Source organism: Arthrobacter sp. SLBN-83, from assembly GCF_006715285.1.
Classification (GTDB): Bacteria; Actinomycetota; Actinomycetes; order Actinomycetales; family Micrococcaceae; genus Arthrobacter.
Map to the genome: position 1 here is coordinate 2,251,695 of NZ_VFMX01000001.1, position 25,713 is coordinate 2,277,407.

At 68.3% G+C, this 25,713-nt stretch carries 30 protein-coding genes, 1 pseudogene and 1 riboswitch; of the genes and pseudogenes, 20 read left to right on the forward strand and 11 right to left on the reverse strand.

The genetic code is table 11. The annotated features are described in order from the left end of the window. On the reverse strand, nucleotides 1–1,227 hold the full coding sequence (locus tag FBY30_RS10350) for an alkaline phosphatase family protein (RefSeq protein WP_235009402.1): 1,227 nt from the start codon (nucleotides 1,225–1,227) through the stop codon (nucleotides 1–3). A 255-nt stretch (nucleotides 1,228–1,482) separates the two neighbouring features. On the opposite strand from FBY30_RS10350, the gene FBY30_RS10355 reads away from it, so the two are divergent. The 11 genes from FBY30_RS10355 (at nucleotide 1,483) to FBY30_RS10405 (ending at nucleotide 12,212) form a co-directional block, all read left to right on the forward strand. Beyond that, complete coding sequence (locus FBY30_RS10355) at nucleotides 1,483–1,839, forward strand: SPW repeat domain-containing protein (protein ID WP_142132795.1); 357 nt, start codon at nucleotides 1,483–1,485, stop codon at nucleotides 1,837–1,839. 14 nt (nucleotides 1,840–1,853) lie between these two features. Continuing rightward, nucleotides 1,854–2,201: a CU044_2847 family protein gene (locus tag FBY30_RS10360; RefSeq protein WP_142132796.1), complete on the forward strand. Its 348-nt coding sequence runs from the start codon at nucleotides 1,854–1,856 to the stop codon at nucleotides 2,199–2,201. Nucleotides 2,202–2,206: 5 nt separating this feature from the next. Continuing rightward, nucleotides 2,207–3,553, forward strand: a complete 1,347-nt coding sequence (locus FBY30_RS10365) for a phosphoribosyltransferase (protein ID WP_142132797.1) — start codon at nucleotides 2,207–2,209, stop codon at nucleotides 3,551–3,553. Continuing rightward, nucleotides 3,543–4,772 carry an erythromycin esterase family protein gene (locus FBY30_RS10370; protein ID WP_142132798.1) on the forward strand — a complete coding sequence of 410 codons (1,230 nt, stop codon included), beginning with the start codon at nucleotides 3,543–3,545 and terminating at the stop codon, nucleotides 4,770–4,772. The genes FBY30_RS10365 and FBY30_RS10370 overlap by 11 nt, the downstream gene beginning before the upstream one ends. Nucleotides 4,773–4,787: 15 nt before the next feature. Next, a complete protein-coding gene (gene acsA / locus FBY30_RS10375; RefSeq protein ID WP_142132799.1) occupies nucleotides 4,788–6,623 on the forward strand; it encodes an acetate--CoA ligase in 1,836 nt (611 codons plus the stop codon). Further along, nucleotides 6,620–7,669, forward strand: a complete 1,050-nt coding sequence (pdhA, locus tag FBY30_RS10380) for a pyruvate dehydrogenase (acetyl-transferring) E1 component subunit alpha (protein ID WP_142132800.1) — start codon at nucleotides 6,620–6,622, stop codon at nucleotides 7,667–7,669. Before acsA ends, pdhA begins: the two co-directional genes overlap by 4 nt. After that, complete coding sequence (locus FBY30_RS10385) at nucleotides 7,666–8,658, forward strand: alpha-ketoacid dehydrogenase subunit beta (RefSeq protein ID WP_142132801.1); 993 nt, start codon at nucleotides 7,666–7,668, stop codon at nucleotides 8,656–8,658. Before pdhA ends, FBY30_RS10385 begins: the two co-directional genes overlap by 4 nt. Further along, on the forward strand, nucleotides 8,651–10,135 hold the full coding sequence (locus FBY30_RS10390; RefSeq protein WP_142132802.1) for a 2-oxo acid dehydrogenase subunit E2: 1,485 nt from the start codon (nucleotides 8,651–8,653) through the stop codon (nucleotides 10,133–10,135). Before FBY30_RS10385 ends, FBY30_RS10390 begins: the two co-directional genes overlap by 8 nt. A 13-nt stretch (nucleotides 10,136–10,148) precedes the next feature. Continuing rightward, nucleotides 10,149–10,391 carry an acyl carrier protein gene (locus FBY30_RS10395; protein WP_142132803.1) on the forward strand — a complete coding sequence of 81 codons (243 nt, stop codon included), beginning with the start codon at nucleotides 10,149–10,151 and terminating at the stop codon, nucleotides 10,389–10,391. A 7-nt stretch (nucleotides 10,392–10,398) separates the two neighbouring features. After that, nucleotides 10,399–11,412, forward strand: a complete 1,014-nt coding sequence (locus FBY30_RS10400) for an alpha/beta fold hydrolase (RefSeq protein ID WP_235009403.1) — start codon at nucleotides 10,399–10,401, stop codon at nucleotides 11,410–11,412. A 71-nt stretch (nucleotides 11,413–11,483) separates the two neighbouring features. Further along, the gene (locus FBY30_RS10405; protein WP_142132804.1) at nucleotides 11,484–12,212 is read left to right on the forward strand and encodes a GAF and ANTAR domain-containing protein; all 729 of its coding nucleotides are present in this window, start codon (nucleotides 11,484–11,486) and stop codon (nucleotides 12,210–12,212) included. Between the two features lie 8 nt (nucleotides 12,213–12,220). On the opposite strand, the gene FBY30_RS10410 is transcribed toward FBY30_RS10405, so the two are convergent. The 7 genes and pseudogenes from FBY30_RS10410 to FBY30_RS10440 all read right to left on the reverse strand — a co-directional run bounded on the left by FBY30_RS10410 (nucleotide 12,221) and on the right by FBY30_RS10440 (nucleotide 17,671). Beyond that, complete coding sequence (locus FBY30_RS10410; RefSeq protein ID WP_142132805.1) at nucleotides 12,221–13,498, reverse strand: MFS transporter; 1,278 nt, start codon at nucleotides 13,496–13,498, stop codon at nucleotides 12,221–12,223. Between the two features lie 146 nt (nucleotides 13,499–13,644). After that, nucleotides 13,645–15,045 carry an MBL fold metallo-hydrolase gene (locus tag FBY30_RS10415; protein WP_142132806.1) on the reverse strand — a complete coding sequence of 467 codons (1,401 nt, stop codon included), beginning with the start codon at nucleotides 15,043–15,045 and terminating at the stop codon, nucleotides 13,645–13,647. 109 nt (nucleotides 15,046–15,154) lie between these two features. Further along, nucleotides 15,155–15,517 carry a thioredoxin gene (gene trxA, locus FBY30_RS10420; protein ID WP_142132807.1) on the reverse strand — a complete coding sequence of 121 codons (363 nt, stop codon included), beginning with the start codon at nucleotides 15,515–15,517 and terminating at the stop codon, nucleotides 15,155–15,157. A 168-nt stretch (nucleotides 15,518–15,685) separates the two neighbouring features. Then, nucleotides 15,686–15,886: pseudogene (locus tag FBY30_RS21175) on the reverse strand (rhodanese-like domain-containing protein); the annotation flags it as partial. A 47-nt stretch (nucleotides 15,887–15,933) separates the two neighbouring features. Further along, nucleotides 15,934–16,275: a rhodanese-like domain-containing protein gene (locus tag FBY30_RS10430; RefSeq protein WP_142132808.1), complete on the reverse strand. Its 342-nt coding sequence runs from the start codon at nucleotides 16,273–16,275 to the stop codon at nucleotides 15,934–15,936. A gap of 23 nt (nucleotides 16,276–16,298) precedes the next feature. Next, the gene (locus tag FBY30_RS10435; protein ID WP_142132809.1) at nucleotides 16,299–17,057 is read right to left on the reverse strand and encodes a sulfite exporter TauE/SafE family protein; all 759 of its coding nucleotides are present in this window, start codon (nucleotides 17,055–17,057) and stop codon (nucleotides 16,299–16,301) included. Continuing rightward, complete coding sequence (locus FBY30_RS10440) at nucleotides 17,054–17,671, reverse strand: rhodanese-like domain-containing protein (protein ID WP_142132810.1); 618 nt, start codon at nucleotides 17,669–17,671, stop codon at nucleotides 17,054–17,056. The genes FBY30_RS10435 and FBY30_RS10440 overlap by 4 nt, the downstream gene beginning before the upstream one ends. 124 nt (nucleotides 17,672–17,795) lie before the next feature. On the opposite strand from FBY30_RS10440, the gene FBY30_RS10445 reads away from it, so the two are divergent. Further along, complete coding sequence (locus FBY30_RS10445) at nucleotides 17,796–18,053, forward strand: metal-sensitive transcriptional regulator (RefSeq protein ID WP_043452296.1); 258 nt, start codon at nucleotides 17,796–17,798, stop codon at nucleotides 18,051–18,053. Between the two features lie 44 nt (nucleotides 18,054–18,097). Continuing rightward, nucleotides 18,098–18,514: a DUF302 domain-containing protein gene (locus FBY30_RS10450; RefSeq protein WP_142132811.1), complete on the forward strand. Its 417-nt coding sequence runs from the start codon at nucleotides 18,098–18,100 to the stop codon at nucleotides 18,512–18,514. A 93-nt stretch (nucleotides 18,515–18,607) separates the two neighbouring features. On the opposite strand, the gene FBY30_RS10455 is transcribed toward FBY30_RS10450, so the two are convergent. Beyond that, a complete protein-coding gene (locus tag FBY30_RS10455) occupies nucleotides 18,608–19,015 on the reverse strand; it encodes a four-helix bundle copper-binding protein (RefSeq protein WP_142132812.1) in 408 nt (135 codons plus the stop codon). 57 nt (nucleotides 19,016–19,072) lie between these two features. Then, nucleotides 19,073–19,516: a hypothetical protein gene (locus tag FBY30_RS10460; RefSeq protein WP_142132813.1), complete on the reverse strand. Its 444-nt coding sequence runs from the start codon at nucleotides 19,514–19,516 to the stop codon at nucleotides 19,073–19,075. A 167-nt stretch (nucleotides 19,517–19,683) separates the two neighbouring features. On the opposite strand from FBY30_RS10460, the gene FBY30_RS10465 reads away from it, so the two are divergent. The 6 genes from FBY30_RS10465 (at nucleotide 19,684) to FBY30_RS10490 (ending at nucleotide 23,642) form a co-directional block, all read left to right on the forward strand. Further along, nucleotides 19,684–20,292 (forward strand): flavodoxin family protein, encoded by a 609-nt coding sequence (locus FBY30_RS10465; RefSeq protein ID WP_142135135.1) that lies wholly within the window; start codon nucleotides 19,684–19,686, stop codon nucleotides 20,290–20,292. 47 nt (nucleotides 20,293–20,339) lie between these two features. Continuing rightward, on the forward strand, nucleotides 20,340–21,011 hold the full coding sequence (locus tag FBY30_RS10470) for a haloacid dehalogenase type II (RefSeq protein WP_142132814.1): 672 nt from the start codon (nucleotides 20,340–20,342) through the stop codon (nucleotides 21,009–21,011). A gap of 53 nt (nucleotides 21,012–21,064) precedes the next feature. After that, nucleotides 21,065–21,889, forward strand: coding sequence for an alpha/beta fold hydrolase (locus FBY30_RS10475; protein WP_142132815.1), 825 nt, complete (start codon nucleotides 21,065–21,067; stop codon nucleotides 21,887–21,889). A gap of 73 nt (nucleotides 21,890–21,962) precedes the next feature. Continuing rightward, nucleotides 21,963–22,053: riboswitch (Fluoride riboswitch) on the forward strand. Nucleotides 22,054–22,123: 70 nt separating this feature from the next. Next, nucleotides 22,124–22,675, forward strand: a complete 552-nt coding sequence (locus tag FBY30_RS10480; protein WP_142132816.1) for a universal stress protein — start codon at nucleotides 22,124–22,126, stop codon at nucleotides 22,673–22,675. Further along, a complete protein-coding gene (locus tag FBY30_RS10485; RefSeq protein ID WP_327437006.1) occupies nucleotides 22,672–23,268 on the forward strand; it encodes a fluoride efflux transporter FluC in 597 nt (198 codons plus the stop codon). The genes FBY30_RS10480 and FBY30_RS10485 overlap by 4 nt, the downstream gene beginning before the upstream one ends. 5 nt (nucleotides 23,269–23,273) lie before the next feature. Continuing rightward, nucleotides 23,274–23,642 carry a FluC/FEX family fluoride channel gene (locus FBY30_RS10490; RefSeq protein WP_142135139.1) on the forward strand — a complete coding sequence of 123 codons (369 nt, stop codon included), beginning with the start codon at nucleotides 23,274–23,276 and terminating at the stop codon, nucleotides 23,640–23,642. Between the two features lie 5 nt (nucleotides 23,643–23,647). Here the strand turns inward: FBY30_RS10490 and FBY30_RS20965 are convergent, their stop codons facing one another. Further along, the gene (locus FBY30_RS20965; protein WP_235009404.1) at nucleotides 23,648–24,844 is read right to left on the reverse strand and encodes a CDP-alcohol phosphatidyltransferase family protein; all 1,197 of its coding nucleotides are present in this window, start codon (nucleotides 24,842–24,844) and stop codon (nucleotides 23,648–23,650) included. A 144-nt stretch (nucleotides 24,845–24,988) separates the two neighbouring features. Between FBY30_RS20965 and FBY30_RS10505 the strand changes: the two genes are divergently transcribed. Continuing rightward, complete coding sequence (locus tag FBY30_RS10505) at nucleotides 24,989–25,534, forward strand: YceI family protein (RefSeq protein WP_142132817.1); 546 nt, start codon at nucleotides 24,989–24,991, stop codon at nucleotides 25,532–25,534. Nucleotides 25,535–25,713: the final 179 nt, after the last annotated feature.

A 25,713-nucleotide genomic window follows, 5' to 3' on the forward strand; every position in this document is an offset into this window, starting at 1 on the left:
TCAGGACTCCTTCCGGTAGACGTCATCGCCGAACGTCCTGACGCCGGGGTCGCCGGCCAGGCCCAGGCGGGGGAGGTGGAAGAAGTCCTCGATGCTGGCCAGCAGGCTGTAGTGGTTGTAGGCCCGGTCCGATGAGGTCCCCGCCTTGCTGAACGGGGACAGGACCAGCGCGCCCACCCTGCCGCCCGCCGTGCCGCCGGCCGGTACGGCGCTGGCCGGTTCGGAGGGACCGGCGGTGTCGCCCTCCGCCTCATCGAAGGTGATGACCAGCATGCCGTCCTGCTTGTACGCCGGCGACGACAGGATGGCCGGCACCTGCTCCTTGAGCCAGTTGTCCGCTGCACCCAGGCCGCCTTCAGAGCCGTCAGCGCAGGTGCCGTCATGTCCGTCGTGGCACAGGTTGGGGGTGATGTAGGCAAGGTTCGGGGTGGTGTCCACGGATTTCAGGTCGTCCTTGAGTGCGGAGAAGTTGACCACGTTCCGGGCGCAGTCCGGGGACGAGGTGATGGAGCGGAAGTACATGAAGGGGTTGTGGTGCGTGGAGTACTGTTCGTCCGGGGTGGCCTTGATGTGGTTGTCTGCCTCGCCCAGGATCGGATGCTCGCACGGCTGCTGCATGTCCTCCATGTAGCCCTTCCACGTTTTGCCCTGCGCGGCCAGTTGCCCGGCCACGGTCTGGGTGTCCTCCGGGTAGACGCAGCCGTCGCCCTGCAGCGTGCCGTCCGGGTCGGTGCCCGTGGCGTTGAACTCGGTGTAGGTGTGGCAGTCCAGCACCGTGCTGTCGTTGGGCCGCTGGCCGGAGATCTGGGCCAGGTAGTTGGGCAGCGAGTTGTGCGCTATGCCGTAGTAGTTCTTCAGCAGCACACCCTTCTTCCGCAGTGTTCCGGACAAGTACGGCGCGGGGGAGTTGTCACCCCAGACGCTGTCGTACCCCTTGTTTTCCAGGTTGATCACGAAGATGTGCTGTGGTGTGCCGGCGGGCTTTGCGGCGTCGGCAGGCTTTGAGGCGGAGCTTGGGGCCGGCGTGGGCGTTGCCGATGCACTTGGGGAAGGCGAGGCGCTGCCGGAGGGGCTGGCAGCGCCGGACGGCGTGGCGGATTGCGGAGACGGCGCCGGCGTGGGCGCCTGGCAGGCCACCAGCGCGGACAGGAGCAACGCCAGCAGGGGCAGCAGCGTGGTGAAACGATGCCGCGCGGCAGCGGAGGAACGGGCTGATCTTCGGTTCACGGGCGGCCTCCGCGGTTTGTTATTCACTTGCGCCCCAGCGTTGCGGCCACTCTCGCACAACGGAACCGCGTTTTGCAGGGGCAATCGCTGTGAGTTGCCAGTGAATCGGGGCTGCTGCAGATTGGCCCGGCGCCCGTAGGTCTTTCTGCCCTACACCCGGAACAGCGGCAGGCGTTGACTTGAATCGCGGGAAACAAAGGCCCGCGGGGCGGAAGCGCACAGGGCGCCGGCGCCCCACACAGAAAGGAAAAGTCAGTGAAGAAGTGGTATCGGTGGCAGGACTACGTAACGGTTGCCGCCGGACTCTTTACCGCGGTGGCGGTCCTGTTCACGCGGCAGCAAAGCATGTCCACCACCCTCATGCTCGTCTTCGGCGGGCTCCTGGTGGTCAGCGGCATCATCAACCTGGCCATGCCAGGAACTCCGGCCATGGAATACGTGCAGGCCATCCTCGCAGCAGGACTGGTCCTCTCGCCATGGCTCGGAACGTACACGGGAGCGACGGGGGCTGCCTGGACGTCATGGATCGCAGGGGCAGTGGCACTGGTGGTAACAGCGGTGGCCATTAAGCCCAGCACGGACGTCCGCCGGACCTACCGCGTCTCGCATTAGTAAAGGAATCCGCCATGACTGAGGTGCTGCGGTACGAAGTGGGATCCGGGACCGTGCTCGTTGAAGCGGCCGACGACAGCTACGGCGTGGACCGGCCGGCACGGAACGAGCAGGGAATCCTGGACACGGGCAGGCGCCTGGAAGATGCACTCGCGAGTGTCCGCCCGGCCGCCCGCGCAGCACTGGAGGCCATGGCGGAACTAACGCCGGAAAAGATCGAAATCGAATTCGGCGTCAAGCTTGCGGGGGACGCAGGGGCAGTGATTGCCAAGAGCAGTTCCGACGCCCACTTCGTCCTCCGCATGTCCTGGGCCCCTGCCACGGCAGCGGCGCCCGGGGAAGAAATCATGCATGGCGGGTGACAGCTATGGTTGCGTTTCATGACAGGCCCGACGCCGGGCGGCGGCTGGGCAAACGGCTTGCCGGCCTGCGCGGACGGGACGTGGTGGTGCTGGGCCTGCCCCGCGGCGGTGTCCCGGTGGCGTTCGAGGTGGCCAAGGCCCTCGAGGCACCGCTGGACGTCATCGTGGTGCGGAAACTTGGTGTTCCGTTCCAGCCCGAAGTGGCAATGGGTGCCATCGGGGAGGGCGGGGTCCGCGTCCTGGATCCACGCACCATTTCCATGGCACGGGTTTCCCAGGAGGACCTGCAGCAGGTGGAACGGCAGGAACGAGCCCTGCTCGAAAGCAGGGTGGCCCGGTTCCGGCAGGGACGCCCGCGCCTCAACCTCACCGGCCGCACGGTGATCATCGTGGATGACGGCATCGCCACCGGGTCCACAGCCAGGGCAGCCTGCCAGGTGGCCCGGCACCTTGGCGCGGCGAAAGTGATCCTTGCCGTTCCGGTGGCCCCCGCCCGCGCCATCGTGGAGCTGAAGGAACCGGACGACGTCGTCTGCCTGCTCTCGCCCCAGGACTTCCAGGCCGTGGGCTACTACTACCACGACTTCTCGCCCACAGAGGATGGCGAGGTGGTGCAGCTGCTGGACGCGGCCGCCTCCCCGGCCCGGCACCGTACCGAGGAAGGCGGGGACGGCAGCCTGGAACAGGATGTGGAAATTCCGGCAGGAAGGGTGGTGCTGCGCGGCAGCCTCTACCTTCCGGCCAGGTGCGACGGAACCGTCCTCTTCGCCCATGGCAGTGGCAGCAGCCGGCACAGCCCCCGCAACCGCTTCGTCGCCTCAGTGCTGCACGGGGCCGGCCTGGGCACCCTGCTGCTTGACCTGCTGACCCCGGAGGAGGAGGTCAACCGGGCCAACGTGTTCGACATCGGCCTGCTGGCGCACCGCCTTTCCTCCGCCACCCATTGGCTGGAGGCACGGCATGACGGCTCCGCCGGGCGCATCGGCTATTTCGGTGCCAGCACCGGCGCGGGCGCCGCGCTGTGGGCCGCCGCAGAGCCCGGGGCCCAGGTTGAAGCCGTGGTTTCCCGGGGTGGACGGCCGGACCTGGCCGGACCGCGGCTGGCCGCCGTGAAGGCACCCACGCTCCTGATCGTTGGCGGCGCAGACACCCAGGTGCTGGCCCTCAACCGCCAGGCCATGGCGCAGATGCAGGCACCCACCCGGCTCGAGATTGTCCCGGGCGCCACGCACTTGTTCGAAGAGCCCGGCACCCTGGCCATGGCCGCCACCCTTGCCGCGGACTGGTTCCGGCAGTACCTCCTGCCCGCGCCGGTGGGGCGGTCCATGCCGGAGTCCAGGAATGAACGCTGACGGCCGCTGGGCGGAGCGGGCGGCGGAACGGGCGGCTGAAACCGGCCAGATCCGCAGCCTCGCCCAGCCCCTGGCCACGGCAGACGACCTTGAACCCCTGGTCCGCCTCGCTGCCCCCGCCAGGTTCGTGTGCCTGGGCGAGGCATCGCACGGCACCCGGGAGTACTACCACTGGCGGGCGCTGCTCAGCCGGCGGCTGATCGAGGAGTACGGCTTCACGTGGATTGGGGTGGAAGGGGACTGGCCGGACTGCTGGCGGATCAACCGCTGGGTTCGGGGCGAGGCCGGCCAGGACATGGATGCCCGCCGGCTGCTCTCAGGCTTTGAGCGCTGGCCCACGTGGATGTGGGCCAACCAGGAGGTGGCCGGGTTCCTCACCTGGCTGGAGGCCAACGCCGAGGACGCCCTCCCGGCGGCCCTGCAGGCCTGGCACTGCTTCATCCCGTACCGGGAGGACCCCCAGCGGTATGCCTTGAGCAGCCGGCTGGTGCCGCGGTCCTGCGAGGGGGACGTGGTGGCGCTGCTGGCGGAGGTCCGGCGGCGGACGCTGGGCCGGATGCAGGACGATCCCGCTGCCTTCGACGCCATCCAGAACGCCATTGTGGCCACCAACGCCGAGCGCTACTACCGGACCATGGTGCGCGGCGACCAGCAGTCCTGGAACATCCGGGACCACCACATGAGCGACACCATTGACCGGGTTGCGCGACACCACGGACCGGCATCGAAGGGGCTGGTGTGGGCGCACAACACGCACGTGGGTGACGCCCGGGCCACGGACATGGCGCATGACGGCATGGTCAACATCGGGCAGCTGGTCCGCCAGCGGCACCCCGGGGAAGTGGTGCTGGCCGGGTTCGCGTCCTACGCCGGCTCCGTCACCGCCGCGGAGTCCTGGGGCTCGCCGGAGTGGGTGATGGATGTGCCGGCCGCCGTGCACGGGAGCCACGAGGACCTCCTGAACGAGGCGCTGGCGGAGCCGTCAGTGCTGGTGTTCGGCGCCGACAGGACCGGGCCCTGGCTTACGTCCTGGCGGGGACACCGGGCCATCGGGGTGGTGTACAACCCGCACCGGGAGCGGGGCAACTACGTGCCCACGCAGATGGGGGAACGCTACGACGCGCTGTTCTGGCATCCGGGGAGCGAGGCGCTGCGGCCGCTGCACCACGAGTACCAGCCCGGCGAACCCGAACTCGAAACCGAGCCCACGGGGTTCTAGCCATGAAGGAGCAGCATGACCACCGGAGTTGAAGGTTCCACCCGCTGGCCCGCCATCACCAAGGACGTGGCTGCCTTTCCGGTGCAGCCCAACATGCTCGATTACGACGCCGCCCGGCGCGACTTCACCTGGGACCAGGCCCGGCAGGCGCTGGCCGGGCTGCCCGGCGGACGGGGGCTGAACATCGCCTACGAGGCCGTTGACCGCCACGTGGCGGAGGGCCGCGGCGGCAGGGAGGCCCTGCGCTTTGTCAAGGCCGACGGCGGCACCTGGTCCCTGAGCTACGGGCGCCTTGCGGAGCTCTCCGGCAGGTTCGCGGCAGTGCTGCAGGGCCTGGGGGTTGAGCGCGGGGAGCGGGTCTTCTCGCTGCTGGGCCGCAGCCCCGACCTGTATGCCGCCGTGCTGGGCACCTTCAAGAACGGCAGCGTCTTCTGCCCGCTCTTTTCCGCCTTTGGCCCAGAGCCCGTGCGGCAACGGCTGCACCTGGGCACCGGCAGGGTGCTGGTGACCACCAGGGCCCTGTACCGCAAGAAGGTGGCGCCGGTGCGGGACTCCCTGCCCGAACTCCGCCACGTGCTGCTGGTGGATGCGGACGGCCGGATGGAACCTGGAACCCTGGACCTCGCCGCACTCCTGGCCCAGGTTGACCCCATCGCGGAGGTCGCGGACACACAGCCCGGGGACATGGCCCTGCTGCACTTCACCAGCGGCACCACGGGCACGCCAAAGGGCGCCATCCACGTCCACGACGCCGTCGCCGCCCACTACGCCACGGGCCGCTTCGCGCTGGACCTGCACCCGGACGACATCTACTGGTGCACCGCGGATCCCGGCTGGGTGACCGGCATGTCCTACGGCATCATCGCGCCGCTGGTGCACGGGGTCACCGCCGTCGTGGATGAGGAGGAACTGGACGCCGACCGCTGGTACCGCATCCTCGCGGAGCAGCACGTCACCGTCTGGTACACCGCGCCCACGGCCCTGCGGATGCTCATGAAGGCCGGCGGCGAACGGGCCGCCGGGCATGACCTCTCCGCGCTGCGCTTCATCGCCAGCGTGGGGGAGCCGCTGAACCCGGAGGCGGTGGTGTGGGGCCAGGATGTGCTGGGCCTGCCGGTCCACGACAACTGGTGGCAGACCGAGACCGGCGGGATCATGATCGCCAACTATCCCGCCATGGACATCCGCCCCGGCTCCATGGGCCGGCCGCTGCCCGGCATCGAGGCGGCCCTGGTGGCCCGCGATGCCGACGGCAAGGCCATCATCAAGGACGGCCAGGCAGTCCTGGTCGAAGAGCCGGACACCATGGGGGAGCTGGCACTGCGCCCCGGCTGGCCGTCTATGTTCCGTGGCTACCTCAATGAGGAAGAGCGGTACAAGCGCTGCTTCGCCGGCGGCTGGTACCTCACAGGGGACCTGGCAAAGCGCGACGGCGACGGCTACTTCTGGTTCGTTGGCCGCGGCGACGACGTGATCAAGTCCTCCGGCCACCTGATCGGCCCCTTCGAAGTGGAGAGCTGCCTGATGGAACACCCGGCCGTGGCCGAAGCGGGCGTGATCGGCGTGCCGGACCCGGTGGCCGGGGAAGTGGTGAAGGCCTTCGTGGAACTCAGGCGTGGCCACGAGCCCAGCGAGGAGCTGCAGCTGGACATCATCGGCTTCGCCCGGAAACGCCTCGGCGCCGCCGTCGCGCCAAGGCTGCTGGACTTCACCGCCACCCTGCCCAAGACCCGCAGCGGCAAGATCCTGCGCCGGCTCCTCAAAGCCCGGGAATTGGGGCTGCCCGAAGGCGACACCTCCACGCTGGAATCCCCGGCGGGACCGGCAGCGACCCTGAAGGACCAGCCATGACCACCCTCAGGAACCAGGGCGTCCCGGATGCGGGGCACGCGATGCACCTCCTGCGGCAGATGGTGCGGGTGCGCCGGCTCGAGGAGAAATGCATCGAGCTGTACAGCGCCGCCAAGATCCGCGGTTTCCTGCATGTCTATATCGGCGAGGAAGCCGTGGCGGCCGGGGTGATGGAGGCCCTGGCGCCGGAGGACGCCGTGGTGGCCACCTACCGCGAACACGGGCATGCCCTGCTGCGCGGCGTCTCCGCCGGCGCCATCCTTGCCGAAATGTACGGCCACGCCGAGGGCTGCTGCCGGGGCCGCGGCGGTTCCATGCATCTCTTCGACGCCGCCACCCGCTTCTACGGCGGAAACGCGATCGTGGCAGGCGGGCTGCCGCTCGCCGTCGGCCTGGCGCTCGCGGACCGGATGGCCGGCCGCCAGCAGGTCACCGTCTGCTTCTTCGGCGAGGGCGCCGTGGCCGAAGGCGAGTTCCACGAAAGCATGAACCTGGCCGCGCTGTGGCAGCTGCCGGTGCTGTTCTGCTGCGAAAACAATCTCTACGCCATGGGAACCGCACTGGGCCGCTCCGAATCGCAAACCGACATCGCGCTCAAGGCCGCCGGGTACGAAATCCCGGCGTGGGCCGTGGATGGCATGGACGTGCTGGCCGTGGAGGAAGCCGCCCGGCGCGCGGTGGACGCGGTGCGGTCCGGCGGCGGCCCGCACTTCCTTGAACTGCGCACCTACCGCTTCCGCGCGCACTCCATGTTCGACCCCGAGCTTTACCGGGAGAAGTCCGAGGTGGCGCAGTGGATGGAACGGGACCCCATCAGCCTGCTGCAGGGCGCCATGCAGGCTGCCGGGCAACTCCGGGACGACGAGTGGGCCGGGCTGCAGGCGGACGTGGACGCGGAGATCAGCACCGCCGTCGGATTCGCCGAAAACGGGACGCCGGAACCGGTGTCCGAACTCGCCCGGTTCGTGTACAGCGACCGGCCGGAAGAAAACAACAGTGGGACGGACATCAGCAAGGAGCCAACGAAAGGCGGGGCGGCAGGATGAAAACCACATACCGGGAAGCCATGCGCGCGGCCCTCCGCGACGCCATGCAGCGCGACGAACGCGTGTTCCTGATGGGCGAGGATGTGGGCCGGTACGGCGGCAGCTTCGCCGTCAGCCTGGGCCTGCTGGAGGAGTTCGGGCCGGAACGGATCCGCGATACACCCCTCTCCGAGTCCGGGTTCGTGGGCGCAGGCATCGGCGCGGCGCTGGGCGGGATGCGTCCCGTCGTCGAAATCATGACCGTCAACTTCAGCCTGCTGGCGCTGGACCAGATCATCAACAACGCCGCCACCCTGCTGCACATGTCCGGCGGCCAGTTCAACGTGCCCATCGTCATCCGGATGACCACCGGCGCCGGCCGGCAGTTGGGCGCCCAGCACTCGCACAGCCTGGAGGGCTGGTACGCGCACATCCCCGGCCTCCGGATCCTGGCCCCGGCCACCTTGGCCGATGCGCGCGGCATGCTGTGGACCGCGCTGCAGGACCCGGACCCCGTGCTGATTTTCGAGCACGGCTCGCTGTACAACGTGGCCGGTGAACTCGACGAGGACGCCGGTGCCGTGGGCATCGACAAGGCGGCGGTCCTGCGGCAGGCGGACGGAAGCGGCGACACGGTCACGCTCATCACCTACGGTGGCACGCTGCCCCTCGTGCTGGAGGCCGCGGACCAGCTGTCCGGCGAGGGTATCGGGTCTGATGTGATCGACCTGCGCACCCTCCGCCCGTTGGATACGCATACCCTCCTGGACAGTGTGGCCAGGACGCACCGGGCGGTGGTGGTGGACGAGGGCTGGCGCAGCGGCAGCATCTCTGCGGAGATCGCCGCGAGGATCAGCGAACAGGCCTTCTTCGACCTGGACGCCCCGGTGGAACGGGTATGCAGCGAGGAGGTGCCCGTCCCGTACGCCAAGCACCTGGAACAGGCGGCGCTGCCCTCGGTGACGCGGGTCATGGCAGCCGCGCGAAGGGCCGTGGGCGCCGGTGGCTGAGTTCCGGATGCCGTCCCTGGGCGCGGACATGGAGCACGGCAAGGTGGTGGAGTGGCTGGTCAAGCCCGGGGACTACGTCCACAAGGGCGATCTGGTGGCCGCCGTGGACACGGACAAGACCGTGATGGATATCGAGTCGTTCCAGGAAGGCGTGGTGGCCGAATTCCTGGTGGACATCGGCGACACCGTTGAAGTGGGCACCCCGATCGCCCGGATCACAGCCACCCCCGCCGAAGTCCCGCAACCCCCGCTCACTTCCGGCCCCCTTTCCCCCGACGCCCGCTCACCTTTGGCAGCCCGGGAGTCAACGCCCGCTCACCCCGGTGCCGAGGCCGGGCACCCGGAGCCGGGCGCCAAAGCTTCCCCGCCGGTCCGGCACCTTGCGCACACGCTGGGGGTCGACGTCGGACGCCTCACCGGAAGCGGGCCCGGCGGCGAGGTGGTGCGGGCCGACGTCGAACGCGCCGCTGCTGCGTCCGTCACCCCAGCGGCGCCGCAGGAAGCCCCCACGCCTGAAGCGCCGGAAGCGCCGCCACCCGCCGAAGCCAGGCGGGTGCGGTCGTCGCCGCTTGCGCGGCGGCTCGCGGCCGAACTGGGCGTCAACCTGCACGACGTGAACGGAACAGGCCCCGGTGGCGCGGTAACGGAGGACGACGTGCTCTCCGCGGTCCCGCCCAGGGGCCGGCCAGCCAGGGAACACGTGGCGGAAAAGCCGGCGGAAGCACCGCCGTCGGAAGCTCCCGCCCCGGAGCCCGCGCCCGAAGCCGCGGAAGAGGCGCCACGGGGGAAACGCCCGACGGCGTCCGGCGGCAAGGCGGAGAGCCTGCGGCAGGCGGTGGGCGCGCTGATGTCCCGGTCCAAGAAGGAGATCCCGCACTACTACCTGTCCACCACCCTGGACCTGGCGGCGGCGATGGCCTGGATGCAGGCGGCAAACCAGCAGCGGCCGGTGTCGTCGCGGCTGGTGCCGTCCGCCCTGCTGCTGAAGGCCACCGCGCTCGCGGCCAAGGAGGTGCCGGACATGAACGGCTTCTACACAAAGGGCGCGTTCCACCCCAGCAACGAGGTGCACCTGGGCATCGCCGTGGCGCTGCGGCACGGCGGGCTGGTGGCCCCGGCCCTGCACGACGCCGACACCCTCAGCCTGGACGAACTCATGGACCAGCTGCGTGACCTGGTGGGCCGGGCCCGGGCGGGCCGGCTGCAGCGCGCGGAGATGGCCGATCCCACCATCACGGTGACCAACCTGGGGGATCTCGGCGTTGAAAGTGTGTACGGGGTGATCTACCCGCCGCAGGTGGCCATGGTGGGATTCGGCAAGGTCCTGGAGCAGCCGTGGGCGCGCAACGGGATGCTCGGCATCCGGCATGCCGCCATCGCCACCTTGTCCGCGGACCACCGGGTGAGCGACGGGCTGCGCGGCGGCCGGTTCCTGGCCCGCATCGACGAACTGCTGCAGGCGCCGGAGAAGCTGTGAACGAGGAGGAGCGGTGAACGAACAGGATGCGCGCCAGGCGGTGGAGGCCGCGATCGGGAAAGTAGCGCCCGACGTCGAACCCGAAGACCTGGAGGACGGCGCCAGGCTCCGCCAGGACCTGGAACTGGACTCGCTGGATTTCCTCCGCCTGGTGGAGGTGATCGCGGAGACCACCGGCGTGGACATCCCGGAGGCCGACTACCCTGCCGTGGCCACCGTGGACGGGCTGGTCACCTACGTCGCTGCCCACGGGTGACGCTGCGGTGGGAACCCCGGCGAAGGACCGCGGGCAGAACCCTGTGAAGCCACGGCGGCGACGGCGGTGGCCGCGCCGCCTGGGGATCGCGGCGCTGGTTGTCCTTGGCCTGGTCCTCGTTTCCACCGTTGCCAACCTCCTCCTGGAGCAGCGGGAGAAGGCAACCATGGCGCCTTACGGCGAGCGGGTGGCGGTGGCCGGTGGATCCTTGAATGTGGTCCGGGGCGGGGACGACGGCGGCGGGACCGCCCAAGGCCAGCCCATTATCCTCCTCAGCGGCCTGGGAACCGCCGCGCCAGGACTGGACTTCGCGCCCTTGATGCGCGAGCTCAAGGGCTTCGACGTCATTGTGGTGGAAGGGTTCGGGTACGGCTACAGCGACATGGAGGCAAGCGCCCGGACCAACGAGCACATCAGCAACGAGCTGCACGAGGTGCTGGCCAAGCTCCAGGTCCGGCAGCCCTACATCCTGGCGGGGCACTCCATCGCCGGGTTCTACCTGCTGGATTACGCCAACAGGTACCGCTCCGAGGTTTCCGCGGTGGTGGGCATCGACGCCACCATTCCCAAGCCAGGGGACGGGCCCGTGGCGGAGCCGCAGCAGGGCATCAACTGGATAAAGCTGCTGGCTGCCACCGGGATTGTCCGCGTGGCGGCCACGCTGGCGCCCGGCCTGGTGGACCCGGACAGCAGCGCCTATTCGGATGAGGAGCTGCAGCGGATGCGCACCATGATGCTCTGGAACGTAGGCAATCCAGCCGTGGCTGATGAAACTGCCCGTATCGCCAACAACGCTGCTGCCCTCCGGGGTGTCACCTATCCCGCCGACCTGCCGGTCCTGGCCTTCATTGCCGATGAGAAGAATGACAGGACCGCCACCAAGACCGCAGCCGCGGAGAACCTGTTGAAGAATGTCACCCGGCACCAGGTCCTGCCCCTGGAAGGCGGCCACTACCTGCACTGGACACAGGCCCAGCGGATGGCGGAGGAGATCCGGCGGTTCGTTGCGCCGGCGGGCTGATGGCCCCCTGGAGGCCTGCAACCGTAGACGGCGGGCTGATTTGACGTGGAGGAGTGGCTTAAAATGCCTCCATGGAACGTGACGATGCGAGTAATTTCGAGCAGTTGCACGATCTTGTTGCCGAGATGGACGACATCAGGGGACTCCTGGACGGCATCACCGGTATCGCTGCAGCCGCGATGACCAGGACCGCCGGCACGCAGGTTGAATGTGCCGTCACCCTTTACCGGAGAAGGCGGCCCCCTACAATCGCGGGCAGCGATGATGAGGCAATCCTGCTGGACGGCCATGAGCAACGTCTGGCGGACGGACCCTGTACTGACGCGATGCAGAGCGGGGAGCCTGAGCTTCTGGACGCCCCGTCCGATGCAAGGTGGCCGGCCTTCCGGAAGGAATTGGAAGCCACGAGCTTTGACAGTGTCCTTGGCGTTCCGCTCGATTTAGGCAGCGAAGCGTCGGCCGCCTTGAACTTCTTTGCCGCGGGGGCCGGAGTGTTTACCGCGGAGGTCTCGAAGGATGCCGAGGAGTTCGCCCACATAGCCGCCCGTGCGCTTCGGCTGGGGCTGAGGATTGCCGGGGCGGAATTGAAGGCAGAGGACCTTGAGGCAGCCATGAGCCATCGGACGGCCATCGACATGGCGCGGGGCATCATCATGGCCCAGAGCCGCTGCTCCGGAGACGAAGCCTTCAATTTGCTGCGTGACGTCTCCAGCACCCGGAATGAAAAGCTCCATGATGTGGCCCGCTCCGTCGTTGCCGGCATCGACGGCTCTGCCACAAGCACCTTCTTCGAGTCCTGAGCCTGCCCCTACCGCAGGGCGTGGTCGTTGCCGCGCATCCGGACGGCAACCACGACGCCGGACGCTGCGGTAAGGACCGCGACGGCGGCGATGGCTGCGGGGATGCCGTAGAGGTCGGCAAGGACACCGGACAGCAGGGCACCCACGGCGAAACCGCCGTCGCGCCATAGCCGGTAGACGCCCACCGAGCGGGCCCGCCAGGCAGGGTGGGCCACGTCCCCGATGGCGGCCAGCAGGGTGGGGTAGACCAGGGCGGTACCGAGGCCAAGGACGACGGCGGCGGCCAGCCAGGGCCCAAAGCCGTGCGCTGCGGCGATGATCCACAGGGCGGCGGCCTGGACCAGCATTCCGGCGGTGATGAACCACTTGCGGCCCCAGCGGTCGGAGGCGGCGCCGGTGACCAGCTGCGCGGCACCCCAGGCGGCGGGGTAGGCGGCGGCCAGGATGCCGATCTGGCCAAGGCTCAGCCCCGCGCCGGCGAACAGGACGGGGAAGAGGCCCCAGGCCAAGCCGTCGTTGAGGTTGTTTACCAGGCCGGCCTGGCTGGCTGCGGAAAGTGAGCGGTCCTTGAAGCTGGTGAGGACGAAGACCTGGCCCGTGGTGAGGCCGACGTGCGCGCTGTCCTGGCTGCTGGCGTGCTGGGAGGCCTCGGTCCTGGCGTGGTGGTGGGTTTCCTTCACGGCCAGGACCGTCAGCCCCAGGCCCAGGGCGATGTACGCGGCGCCCAGCAGGAACGGGGCAGGACGCAGGCCGAAAGCGGTGGCCAGGTAGCCGGTGGCCAATGCTGTGACGGCCACGCCCAGGTAGCCCGCGGCCTCGTTGAAGCCCATGGCCAGGCCGCGCTGCTTGGGGCCCACCAAGTCCATTTTCATGATCACGGCGGTGGACCAGGTGAGGCCCTGGCTGATGCCCAGCAGCACGTTGGCCGCCACGATCCAACCCCAGGACGGGCCGAAGATGAGCATGATCGGTACAGGCACCGCTGCCAGCCAGCCTGCCATCAGGACGGGTTTGCGGCCGTACCGGTCAGAGAGGGTGCCGGCGAAGTAGTTCATCGCGGCCTTGGACAGGCCGAAGGCCAGGATGTACGTCAGCGCGCTCGTGTAGAGGTCGAGGTGGAATTCCTGCGAGGCCAGCAGGGGCAGGACCGTGCGTTCCTGGCCCAGGGTGCCGCCCACCAGCGCATTGACGGCAACCAGCAGCATGAACTGCGCCAGGTTCTGCCGCAGGCCCAGAACAGCAGGCGCTGGTTCGCTGCTGTGGCGCGGGAGTGCTGTGCCGGTCATCGAGTGGTTTCCGTTCTGTTTTGGACAAAAGGGTGGCCGGGCGTGTGGGGGCACGCCCGGGCCGGGTCCGGATGCGCTGGGGACGCAACCGGACCGGAACCCGGGCAGGAGGGGGGTCCTGCCCGGGTGGTCTTGCGGGGTCCTGGCTAGACCGCGGGGACGCTGTTCTGCCAGGAGTTCCAGGCTGCGTAGCTGCCGTCCAGTTCGACGACGTCGTACCCGGCGCGGCGCAGGGCGCTGGCTGCTACGGAGTTCCGGACGCCGGACTGGCAGTAGGACACGATGGTGCCTCCGGCCGGCAGCTCATCGAGGTGCCACATGACGCGGCCGCCGCTGAGCTGGTACGAGCCCGGGACGTGCCCGGCCTTGTGCTCGGTCTTGTTGCGGACGTCCAGGACCATGGCTGCGTCGAAGCCTTCGAGTTCCTCCGGCTGGATCAGCTTGGGGGTGAAGGTGGGCAGTCCCTCGATGCTGGTCAGGTAGCCGGCCACGTTGTCGATGCCCACGCGGACCAGGTGGTCCCACATGTCCTGCGCCTGCTCCTGGTCCTTGGCCAACAGCACCAGCGGGTTCTTGTCCGTCTCCGGGTTCACCACCCAGGCGCCATAGCTGGCAACGGACTTGCCGGCCGGAACGTTGAGGGAGCGGACCACGGTGCCTTCGTGGACCTCGCTGTTTGAGCGGGTGTCGATGAAGGTCAGCGTGTCTTCCGCCAGGCCTTCAGCCACGACGGCGGTTTCCAGTTCCTTCAGCGGTGCGCGCTCGCCCATGACGTCCGGGCCAACGCGGTTTTCGCGCTTCATGCGGCCGAAGTAGGCGTGCGCGTCGGGCTGGCCGTCGAGGAGTTCGTCGATGAAGCCCTGCTCGTCGTTGGCGGCGAGGTAGGGGCCCCACCAGGCGTAGAGGCGTTCGTAGCCCACTGTGGAGGACGGGATGGCGCCGAGGGCCTTGCCGCAGGCGCTGCCGGCGCCGTGGGCGGGGTGGACCTGGACGTAGTCGGGCAGGGTGAGGAACTTGTCGCGCAGGCTGGCGAAGAGCTGCTTGGCGCCCTCGAAGCGGGTGTCGATGCCGCCGGCGGCTTCATCCAGCAGGTCCGGGCGGCCCAGGTCGCCGGAGAAGACGAAGTCTCCGGAGAGCAGGTAGCCGGGCTTGTCGCTGAACGCGCCGTCGGTCACCAGGAAGGACAGGTGCTCGGGGGTGTGTCCGGGGGTGTGGACCGCCTTGATGCTGATGTTTCCCAGGGTAATGGCGTCGCCGTCGTACAGCCGCTCGCTGTCGAACTCGTACTGCCAGTCCGGGCCGCCTTCGCCGGAGACGTAGATCTTGGCGCCGGTGGCGGCCGCCAGTTCGCGGGTGCCGGAGAGGTAGTCGGCGTGGATGTGGGTCTCGGTGACGGCCACGATCTTCATGCCGTTCTTGGCGGCAAGGTCCTGGTAGACGGCGATGTCGCGGCGGCCGTCCACCACAATGGCTTCGCCCTTGGCCTGGCAGCCGATCAGGTAGCTGGCCTGGGCCAGGTCTTCGTCGTAAATGCGCTCGATAAGCATGTGGTGCTCTCCTTCAGTTGAAAGGGGATGGGAAGTTGTTCTGCATCCAGTATAGATACCCCGGGGGGGTATACCGCAACGATGGATGCGCGCGGTTATTGACTGCAGGTCAGGCGTGCTGCTGGGCTGCCTCTGCGCGGAGCTTGTCCATGTCCAGGTTCTTGACGGCCTGGATGACTTCCTCGAGGCCGGTGGTGTTGAGGGCTCCGGGCTGTGAGAAGACCAAAGTCTTGTCCTTGAAGGCCATCAGCGTGGGGATCGAGGTGATGTTTGCCGCGGCGGCGAGTGCCTGCTCGGCTTCGGTGTCCACCTTGGCGAAGGTGATGTCCGGGTGCCGTTCTGCGGCGGCGCCGTAGGTGGGGGCGAACATGCGGCAGGGGCCGCACCATGCTGCCCAGAAGTCCACGAAGACAATGTCGTTGTCCTCCAGGGTCTGGGCGAAGGATTGCTGGGTGATGTCGGCGGTTGCCATGGTCTGTCGTGTCCTTTCGGGCGAAGTTGGGTGGTTGCCCTGGGTTTGCTGCTGCCGCCAAAGGGCAGGGCGGGGCTTAGGTGGTGGGAAGTCCTGCGCGGGTCCAGGCATGCCGCCGGCCATGGTGTCTGCCTTGTAACCGACGCCGTTGAGGGCATCGGCGACGGCGGCGCTGCGGTTGCCGCTGCGGCAGACGGCGATCACGGGCACGGCCGGATCGAGCTCGCCCAGGCGGGCCTGCAGCTGGCCCATCGGGATGTGCAGGGCGCCGGGGATCATGCCCTCGGCGACTTCAAAGTCCTCGCGGACATCCAGGATGCGCGCGGTGGAGCGGCGCTGGTCGGTCTCGGTGATGGTGATTTCAGCCATGGGAGTTCTCCTTTGAAGTGGGTTGCGGCTGGTGGGGTGGAGTTGGGTCAGCGGACGGCTTCGCCGGCCTGGCGCCAGGCGGCCATGCCGCCGCGCACGGAGTAGGCGTCATATCCCTTGGCGGCCAGGAGCCTGGCCGCCGAGGCAGAACGGACGCCGGAGGCGCAGACGGCAATCACCGGGCGGGCTTTCTGGATGCCGGCAGTGCTGGTCTGCAGCCGGTCCAGGGGAACGTGTTTGGCCTGGGGTGCGCGGCCGGTGCGCCACTCCTGGGCGGACCTGACATCGATCAGCGTTGCGCCGGAGCCCAGGAGTTCCTTGGCCTGCGCCACGGAAATCGTCTTGTAGGGCTTGCTGAAGGCCTTCTTAAGGGAATCGAGAAGTCCCATGTTGTGCTCCTGTTGGAAAGGGGTCAGGCGGTGACCGTGCCGGCGGTGACCCACGCCGCGACGGCGAAGATGAGTACCGCGAATGAGATGCGGATGTGCTTGTCGTGCAGGCGGCGGGCCAGCCGGGCGGCGAAGATGGAGCCCAGGATGGCCGGTACCGCGAAGGCCAGGGTGGTGGCCCAGTCGATGGTGTAGCCGGCCGCGTGGGCGCTGAACCCGGCGGCCGAGTTGATGACGATGATCGCCAGGGAGGTTCCTACGGCCTGCTTCATCCGCAGGCCCAGGAAGATGGTCAGTGCGGGGGTGATCAGGAATCCGCCGCCCACGCCGAGCAGTCCGGTGAGGAACCCGACGAGCAGTCCGACGCCTACGGCCTTCGGGGCGCAGGACCGGAAGGCCCGGTTTGGGCCGATGCTGCAGGATCCCTCGGTTTCCCGGGGCTTCTTGAGCATCCGGATGCCCGCCACCACCATGATCACGGCGAAGGCGAGCATCAGGATGTTGGGATCCAGCAGCTTGCCCACTGCCGCGCCGGCCCAGGCCGCCGGGATGCCGGCGGCACCCACCAGGGCGATCACCGGCCAGTTCAGGCCTTCGCGGAGGCGGGGGAGCAAAGCGGCCAGTGAGGAGATTCCCACCACCAGCAGGGAGGTGGGAATGGCCTGGGCGGGGCTCATGCCCACGCCGTACACCAGCGCTGGAACGGCGATGATGGACCCGCCGCCGCCCACTACGCCCAGTACGACGCCGACGACGAGCCCCAGACCCAGGGCCGGGATCATGCCGCAGCGCCCTCTTCAGCCGTCTGCACGGGAAGCTGCAGGATGGCGCTTTCGCGGGTGGGTTCCTTGGCGGCCTTGTTCCACGGCATGGCGGACAGGGCCTTGCCCATGGCGCAGGTGTTGGTCGCAGCCGAGAACGTCAGTCCGGTGCCGATGGCGCCTGCCAGCATGCGCACCTTGGGCGAGACGAACTTGCCGCCGGCCAGGCCAAGCATCACCAGGGAGCCGGCGGCCAGGCGGACCTGGCGCTCCAGATCCCAGCGGTCCTTGCCCTTGACCACGTCGCCGCCGGCGGCAGCGAAGCCGGGAACCCCGCCGGTGAGGACGTACGCGGTGTCCAGGCCAACGGTGGCCATGCGTTGGCGGGCCTGCTCGGCGCGGACGCCGGACTGGCAGACCAGGACCACGCGTGAACCCAGCCGGGCGGCGAGTTCATCAGTGTGCTCGGAGAGCAGCGGGAGCGGCACGTTGTAGGAGCCGCGGATGTGCATGGACTCGAACTCGGCGGCAGAGCGAACGTCGATCACCACCAGGTCCTGGTGCTCTTGGATCCAGGACTGGAGCGTTTCGGGGGCGAGTGCGGTGACGGCGGTTGCCTTGGAAGGGGAAGTCATAAGTGGCCTCTCGGAAGGGGTCGGATGAATACCCCACCGAGTATTACAGATACCCCCGGGGGTACTCAAAACACCCACGGGGGTATATAGTTGAGGGCAAGCCCCTCATCAATGGAGACCCCTTATGGAACTGAACCCCACCGAACTCACGCCCGTGATCAACCGCCTCAAGCGTGCCCAGGGCCAGCTCGCCGCCGTGACCCGGATGCTCGAGGAAGGCCGGGACTGCAAGGACGTCGTCACCCAGTTGGCGGCCGTGTCCAAGGCCCTGGACCGCGCCGGCTTCGCCATCATCGCCACCGGCCTGGAGCAGTGCATCGTCCAAAAGGACGAAACCATGGACCGGAAGGACCTGGAGAAGCTCTTCCTCTCCCTGGCATAATTCAACGCCCCATCAGCGGACCGGCAACAACCTCAAGGAGCACCATGACCTACACCCTGGCCACTGCCGTCTCCCTTCCCTGGGCCGAAGCCGTGGAACGCACCCGTGAAGCCCTTGCCGCGCAGGGGTTCGGCATCCTGACGGAAATCAACGTCCGGTCCATCTTCAAAGCCAAGCTTGGCGCTGAAGCCGCGGACGCCGTCGGGGATTACGTCATCCTTGGCGCCTGCAACCCGGCCCTTGCCAGCCGCGCCCTCGCCGCCGAACCGGAAATGGGCGCCCTGCTGCCCTGCAATGTCGTGGTTCGCCGCAACGGCTCTGCCGAGGCGACCACAGTGGAGGCGATCGACCCGCAAACCATGGTTCAGCTCAGCAGCGCACCTTCCGTTAAGGAAGTAGCGGACGACGCCGGCAGCCGCCTGCGCAAGGCGCTCGCCAGCCTGGGCGGTACAGGGGAGTAAACGGTCCGCACGCCAAACCACGACGCTGGGGCCCGCCGTGACGGTGGGGCCCAGCGTTGCTTGGTTTAAATGCCGCGGCCGGTCGCCCGCAGATCAGCCCAATGATGCGAGAAGGTCGGGGCAGGCCTGCTCACAGCGGCGGCAGGATTCGGCGCAGACGCGGCAGTGCTCATGCATGGAGGCGTGCCCGCCGCACTCGTCCCCACACGCCTTGCACGCGGCCCGGCAGGCTTCCAGGACTGCCCGGGTGATGTTGGCGTCGTAGCCGGTGTGGCGGGAAAGGATGTTGCCGGTGGTGGCGCAGATGTCCGCGCAGTCGAGGTTGGTGCGGATGCACTTGGTCAGTTCCGCCACCATGTCCTCGCTTAGGCAGGCGTCGGCGCAGGCGGTGCAGGTTTGGGCGCATTCGAAGCAGGCCTGGATGCATGCGGCGAGCTTGTCCTTGTCCAGGTTGCCGAGGTCTTTGGGGTAGGTGTCCAGCATGGACTGTACGGGGGTCATTGGGCTCTCTCGATTCCGGTTGTGGTCAGTGGATGGTGGGCAGGCTGAAGTGCCCGTTTACGTCCGGCTGATGGAGAGCTGGTCCAGCGTCAGTGCCTGCCGCCGGGGCTCGGGCTCCTGCGCCACCTGCAGCACGTGCTGCTGCCCGGCAGCCACGGCGACTGTGGACGGGTCCGGCGCGGCCACCTTCGTTGGCGCGGGTTCGCTGCGTGAAGCGGGGTAGCGGTCGCAGCACGCGCGGTGCTGCGGCGAGTCCCCGGGGCAGGATGCGTCATGGCCATCCCTGGCGTGAGCGGACGACGCCGGGTGGAGCAGTTCCGCGCCGGCCGCGGCGTTAAGGGGCTCATGGAAGTGGGCGGCGGCTGCGTGCTGCACGGCGGACAGTGCCGGAGCAGGCTCCGCCACCAGCGCGTACCGGGTGCCCTGCGAGTAGGAGGCTGCGGCCACGAGCAGCACGCCCAGGAGAAGCGAACCCAAAAGGATCCGCAGTGCTGCAGGCACGCGAATCGTTCTTTCGGGCATCGCCTTCGGCTTCGTTGGACGTCTCCTTGCCCGGCTCGCGGAACGTTGTGGGTCACGGCGGCCAGCCGTAGTGCGGAAGGGCCCCATGTGATCTACTACTAAGTAGACTGACTATTTTGGTTGAGAAAATCAAGGGAGCCCCGCTGATGTCCACCCTGTCCGCTCTTGCCCTGATCTGTACCCTCACCCCCTCCCCGGAACCGTCCAGCAGTGAACTGATGGCCCAGCACATCCTTGACGAATTGGAAGGCCACGGGGTGGCCACCGAGTCACTGCGCGTCGTGGACCATGACGTGAAGCGCGGCGTGCAGGTGGACATGGGCAACGGCGATGCGTGGCCCGCAATCCACAAAAAGATCCTGGCCGCGGACATCCTGGTCCTCTCCACCCCCATCTGGATGGGTCATCCCTGCAGCGTTGCCCAGCAGGTCATGGAGCGCCTGGACGCCGACCTGTCGGAAATGGACGACGACGGCCGGCCGGTCATGTACGGCAAGGTGGCCACGGTTGCCGTGGTGGGAAACGAGGACGGGGCCCACAAGACCATCGCCGACATGATGCAGGGGCTGAACGACGTCGGCTTCAGCCTTCCAGCCCAGGGCGGCACCTACTGGGTGGGGGAGGCCATGCAGACCGTGGACTTCAAGGACCTTGAGAAGGTGCCGGACCCGGTGGCCTCCACCAACGCAGGGCTTGCCCGCAACGCCGTGCACCTGGCCAGGCTCCTGCGGTCCAACCAGTACCCGGCCAAGTAGCAGGCAGCCCAGCGCTGGAGCGCCTTTCGGAACAGGAAAGGAACATCATGTCCGAACCGTTGGTCATTGTTTTTGACGTCAACGAGACCCTCTCCGACATGGCCCCGCTGGGCGAGGCTTTCGCCCAGGTTGGGGCACCACGGGCGTTGGCCAAGCTTTGGTTCGCCACGCTCCTGCGGGACGGGTTCGCGCTCGCGGCCAGCGGAGGCAAGGAATCCTTCGCCACCATCGGCGCCGATGCCCTCCGCACTCTGCTGGGAGCCGAAGGAATCTCCGGAAACCTGGAGACCGCCGTCGAACGCGTCATGGCTGCCATGCAGAACCTCTCCCTTCACCCGGACGTCCCGGACGGCATCCGCGCCCTCGCCGCGGCCGGCCACCGGCTGGTCACCCTGACCAACGGCGCCGCGGCCAACACCGACAAACTGCTGGTTGCCGGCGGCGTCAGGGACGAATTCGAGCAGCTTCTCTCCGTGGAGGACGCCCCTGCCTGGAAGCCGGCCAGGCCCGCCTATGAGTACGCGGCAACAGCGGCCGGAACCGCTCCTTCGGGAATGCTGCTGGTCGCAGTGCATCCCTGGGACATCCATGGGGCAGCCAAAGCCGGGCTGCGGACCGCGTGGATCAACCGGACCGGTGCCCGCTACCCCTCCTATTTCCAGTCCCCGGACATCACCATCCCGGCCCTCACCGGACTGCCTGCCGTGCTCGCCGCGTAACCGGCAGGCCCCGCAGTTACCGTCATACCCAACCTCGAAACGGAGACCATCCCATGGCCCAGCCCGTTGAACGCCGCGCGGTTGACGTGGACGGCGTCCCGCTGTCCTACCTCGCCGCGGGGGACGAGTCCGGCCCGCCGCTGATCCTGCTGCACGGCACCTTCTGGAGCCGTGTGTGGCAGCCCGTCCTGCCGGCCCTCGGCGAACACAGCCGCTGTTACGCGCTGGACTTTCCGGGCTTCGGCCGGAGCGGGGGAGAGCTGGACGTTGGGCAGGCCACCGTCCCGGCCCTGGCGAAGACCGTGCTTAGGGCTGCGGACGCCCTGGGTATTGGCGGGTTTGACGTCGCGGCGCATGACATAGGCGGCGGCGTGGCCCAGCAGCTCGCCGCCACCAGCGGGAGGGTGCGGAAGATGGTCCTGATGAACGCCGTCATGTTCGACTCCTGGCCGGTTCCCGCCGTCGAGCGTTTCCGGGACCCCGACGTGCGGGCAAACACCACCGAAGAGGACCTCCTCGCTGCCCGCCGCAAGTCCACCCAGGGCTGCGCCATCCGGACGTTGAGCGAGGAGGAACTGGCGGACTACCTTTCGCCGTGGCAGTCACCGGCCCGGGGGCGTTCCTGGATGGCAATGGCAGCCGCGGCCGATCCGCGCTTCACCCTGGACCTGGTGCCGGCCCTCAAGGAAGCCGCCATCCCCACCCGGCTGGTGTGGGGCCGGGACGACGACTTCCAGAAAATCGAATTTGCCCGCCGGTACGTGGAAGAGATCCCCAACGCAGACCTGGTGGAGGTGGACGGCAAGCACATCCCCACTGAGGATTCACCGGACGCCGTTGCCAAAGCAATGCTGGAGCACCTGGCGACGGGACAGTAGCAAACACCCTTCCCTGGGCTGCGGAGCCAGCCTACGTCATAGGGTGGCGGTCTCCGCAGGCGTGCCTGTAGTCTCTGTTCACGGTGATGGATCCCGCCGGAACACTTCGCACGCACGGAGCTCAGTGTTCGAACCGCCTCCTGGCTGATGGTTCCTACCTTTGCTGATACGAAGGTAGGTGAGCCATGCCCGCATCCCGGCCCGGTTATCCTGCCCCACGCGACAGGAGCGCATATGAGTGACCCGGAAAAACCATCCGACCCTTCGAGCAAAAGCAATGCCTTCCATCCGGGGAAGATGAGTGGGCCGGTGCTGATGGGGGTGGTCCCGGGCCAGCCGCTGGCCGTGGCACACCGTGCAGCGGAACTGGCGTACAGCCTGGGCGTGAAACTGATCTGCGCCTATGTTGACGTCACCACCTACCTCGCCGAAGAACCCGGCGGGCGGGCCGAGGCGCTGCCGATCGACCCCGACGGCATTGACGACGACATCGAAGGCATCAGTGCCGGCATCTCCGGGCACCTCGCGGACGCCTTGCATGGGGCAGGTATCGACTGGTCCTTCGTGACCCTGGCCGGGGACCCGGCAAGGGCACTGGGACGGCTGGCGGAATCCACGGATGCCTCGGTCATCGTCGTCGGCACCCGGGAACGCGGGTTCGGCGCCCGCTTCGAGGAACTCCTGGTGGGCTCCGTCGCCGTCCACCTCACGCACCGCCAGCACCGGCCCGTCCTGGTGGTCCCGCTCGCCCCCCACGCCAAGCGCCACCCGAGGGAGGGCCGATGACGGAACCGCCTGTTCCCGGGACCGCAGCGTCGTCCCGCACCCCGGGGGCACCTGCAGGAGAGGACCACATGCTAGACGGCGGCATGGGGGAACAAACCGCCGCGGATATCGACCCCGATGCGGGGACCCTCGGGGAAGTCCGCGCCCACCGCCCGGTCCACCTGCACCCCGGATATGTTCTGGTGGTGATCGCCGGGGGCGTGTTTGGCGCCTTGGCCCGCTACGGGCTCAGCACGCTGTTGCCCGCTCCGGGCGGATGGCCGCTGCCCACCCTCGTCATCAACCTGGCCGGGGCCCTCCTGCTCGGCGCCCTGCTCGAAGCGCTGGTACGCCGCGGCCCGGATACCGGAACGCGCAGGATCATCCGCCTGCTCGCCGGGACCGGGTTCATGGGCGCGTTCACCACCTACAGCACGCTCGCCCTGGAAACCAACACCCTCCTGGACGCCGGACGCGTCGCCGACGGGCTGCTCTACCTCGCCGCCACCCTGATCGGTGGGGCCGCGGCAACAGTGGCAGGAATCTGGTTGGCCGCAGGCCACCATGCCCGGGCAACCACCCGGGCAACCATCCAGCAGGAGGCGGGCCGGTGAACCCGCTGATTATTGTCCTGCTGGGCTTGGCCGGCGGTTTAGGTGCCGGGACCCGCTTCGTCGTGGACGGGCTGGTCCGTTCCAAACTGCGCACCGCCCTGCCGGTGGGGACCATCGCCATCAACATCACCGGGTCCTTCCTCCTGGGCCTGGTCGCGGGGGCAGTCATCTTCCATGCCGCGCCAATGGAGCTGCAGGCCATTGCCGGGACCGGGTTCCTGGGCGGCTACACCACCTTCAGCACCGCCAGTTTCGAAACCGTCCGGCTCATCCAGTCCGGCCGCACCGGCCTGGCCCTCCTCAATGGAATCGGGACTGCGGCAGCCGCGGTGGGCGCCGCTGCGGCCGGCCTCGCCCTGGCCAGTCTGTTGTAGGCGAATTACTGGATGGCCTCCAGAAGCGCGGCCCGGTGGTGGCTCTCCAGCTGGACCACATCGCGCGTGAAGGAGAATGCGAGCAGGCCGAGGGCCAGAACCGGCGCCGCAGCTGCCGCAGCCGGGGGCGTCCCGGGGAGCAACGCCACCAGCAATGCGAACGGCTGGAACGCCCCGATCACCTTGCGGGTCATGCTCGGCGGCAGCGCGGCACGGAGGTGCGGCCGGAAGAAGCCCGCGGCCGTGAACACGTAGTACATGGCCCCAATAAGCAACGTCCACGGACCAACGACGGCGGCAGCAGCGACGGACAGGACCAGGACCAGGGCAGCATCCGTGGCACCGTCAAACCGGGCCCCTTCCGCAGACGAGGTGCCGGTGCGCCGGGCCACCGCACCATCAACCCCGTCCAGGAGGAACGCGGCGCCGCCCAGCGTGGGCAGGAGCAGATCGGCGCGGGGCCCGGAAAAAAGCTGCGCCGCCGCCAGCACGGCGCAGAGCGCAACGAGGACGGCGCGCAGCAGGGTGACGCGGTCTGCCGGGGTTGAGAAGCGCGGGATGCGCCGCAGGATGGAGCCGACGGCGGCCCCGGCCACCACGGTGCCGGCGGCCAGCCCGGCCAACTGGGCCACCAGGCCGGACGGGGTCAGGGTGAGCAGCCACAGTGCCGCCAGCCCGTAAGCGGTGAGGGTGGCCAGCGCGTCCGGCACTGCCCGTTCAGCTGCGCTCATCGGCACCTCCCCCCGCATCCTGGCAACGGCAGCGGTGATCTTCACTGTCGGCGGCGTCCGGCCGGAAGCCTGCTGCCGTCGTCGTACCTTGCCCTGTGCCCCGGCACGGACCAGGCCGGCGAGTGCCAGCAGGGCCCCGGCCCCTTCGGCAACGGCGCTGAGGGTTTTGGAGAAGAACCAGACGGGGTCGTACATGGCCGGGATGGGCCCGATCGCCGGGATGTCCACATACCGGTAGAGTACGACGGCGGCGAAAGCGCTGAGTGCCACCAGCAGGGCCAGGGCGTAGGCGGCGCGGCTGCCACGGACCAGGACGTAGATGCCGGCCACCAGGGCCGCGGCAGCTTCGAGGAGGAACAGCGTGCCCTGGCTGACGGTGCCGGGTTGGGCGTTCTGGTAGCCGGGGGCAAGGAACAAGTGGACGCCGGCATCGATGAACAGCGCCAGTGCGGTCAATAGTCGTAGAGCCACGCTTATGTATACGCCGGAAATTCGCCTCAGGTTCATTGGGCCCTGTTATGTCTGCGGGTTTTGTGGGGAATATTTAGGGGCGTCTGGAATATTGCGCCTTTTAGCGGGCACCTGCGCCTGCGCCTACGAGTAAGGAGAACAGCGATGACCCTTCCCAAGGAACTTACGCCGGGAACTTGGACCTTGGACATGGCCCACAGCGAGATCGGCTTCAGCGTCCGCCATGCCGGGATCAGCAAGGTCCGGGGCCGCTTCACCGAGGCGTCGGCGGAGGCGCGCGTTGGCCAGTCCCTTGCGGACTCTTCCGTGCACGCCACGGTCTCCACCGCCAGCTTCAACTCCGGCGACGCCAACCGCGACGGCCATGTGCGCGGGGCGGATTTCTTTGACGTGGAGCAGTATCCGGAGATGACGTTCCGCGGCACCCACATCGAAGGCGACGGCGAGGAGTACACCCTGACCGGGGACCTCACCATCAAGGGCGTCACCCGGCCCGTGGAGCTTGAGGTGGAGTTCACCGGCGTCGCCGTTGACCCCTTCGGCGCCACCCGCGCCGGCTTCTCCGCCGAAACCGAGATCAGCCGCAAGGAGTTCGGGCTGACCTGGAACGCGGCCCTGGAGGCCGGCGGCGTGCTGGTCAGCGACAAGGTGAAGATCAACCTCGAAGCAGCACTGGTCAAGCAGGGCTAACCGGCGGCGGAACTTTCCGACGCCCAAATTCACTTTCGACGCGCAAAAACCATGGCGCTACCGAAATACCGGTAGCGCCATGGTTTTTGCGTCGCGGAAATGAACCTGCGCAGCGCCAAGGCCACGGCGATAGTGGCTCCGGCCGCCCGGATTGTGGGCAAATTCCCAGCCGGCTTTCC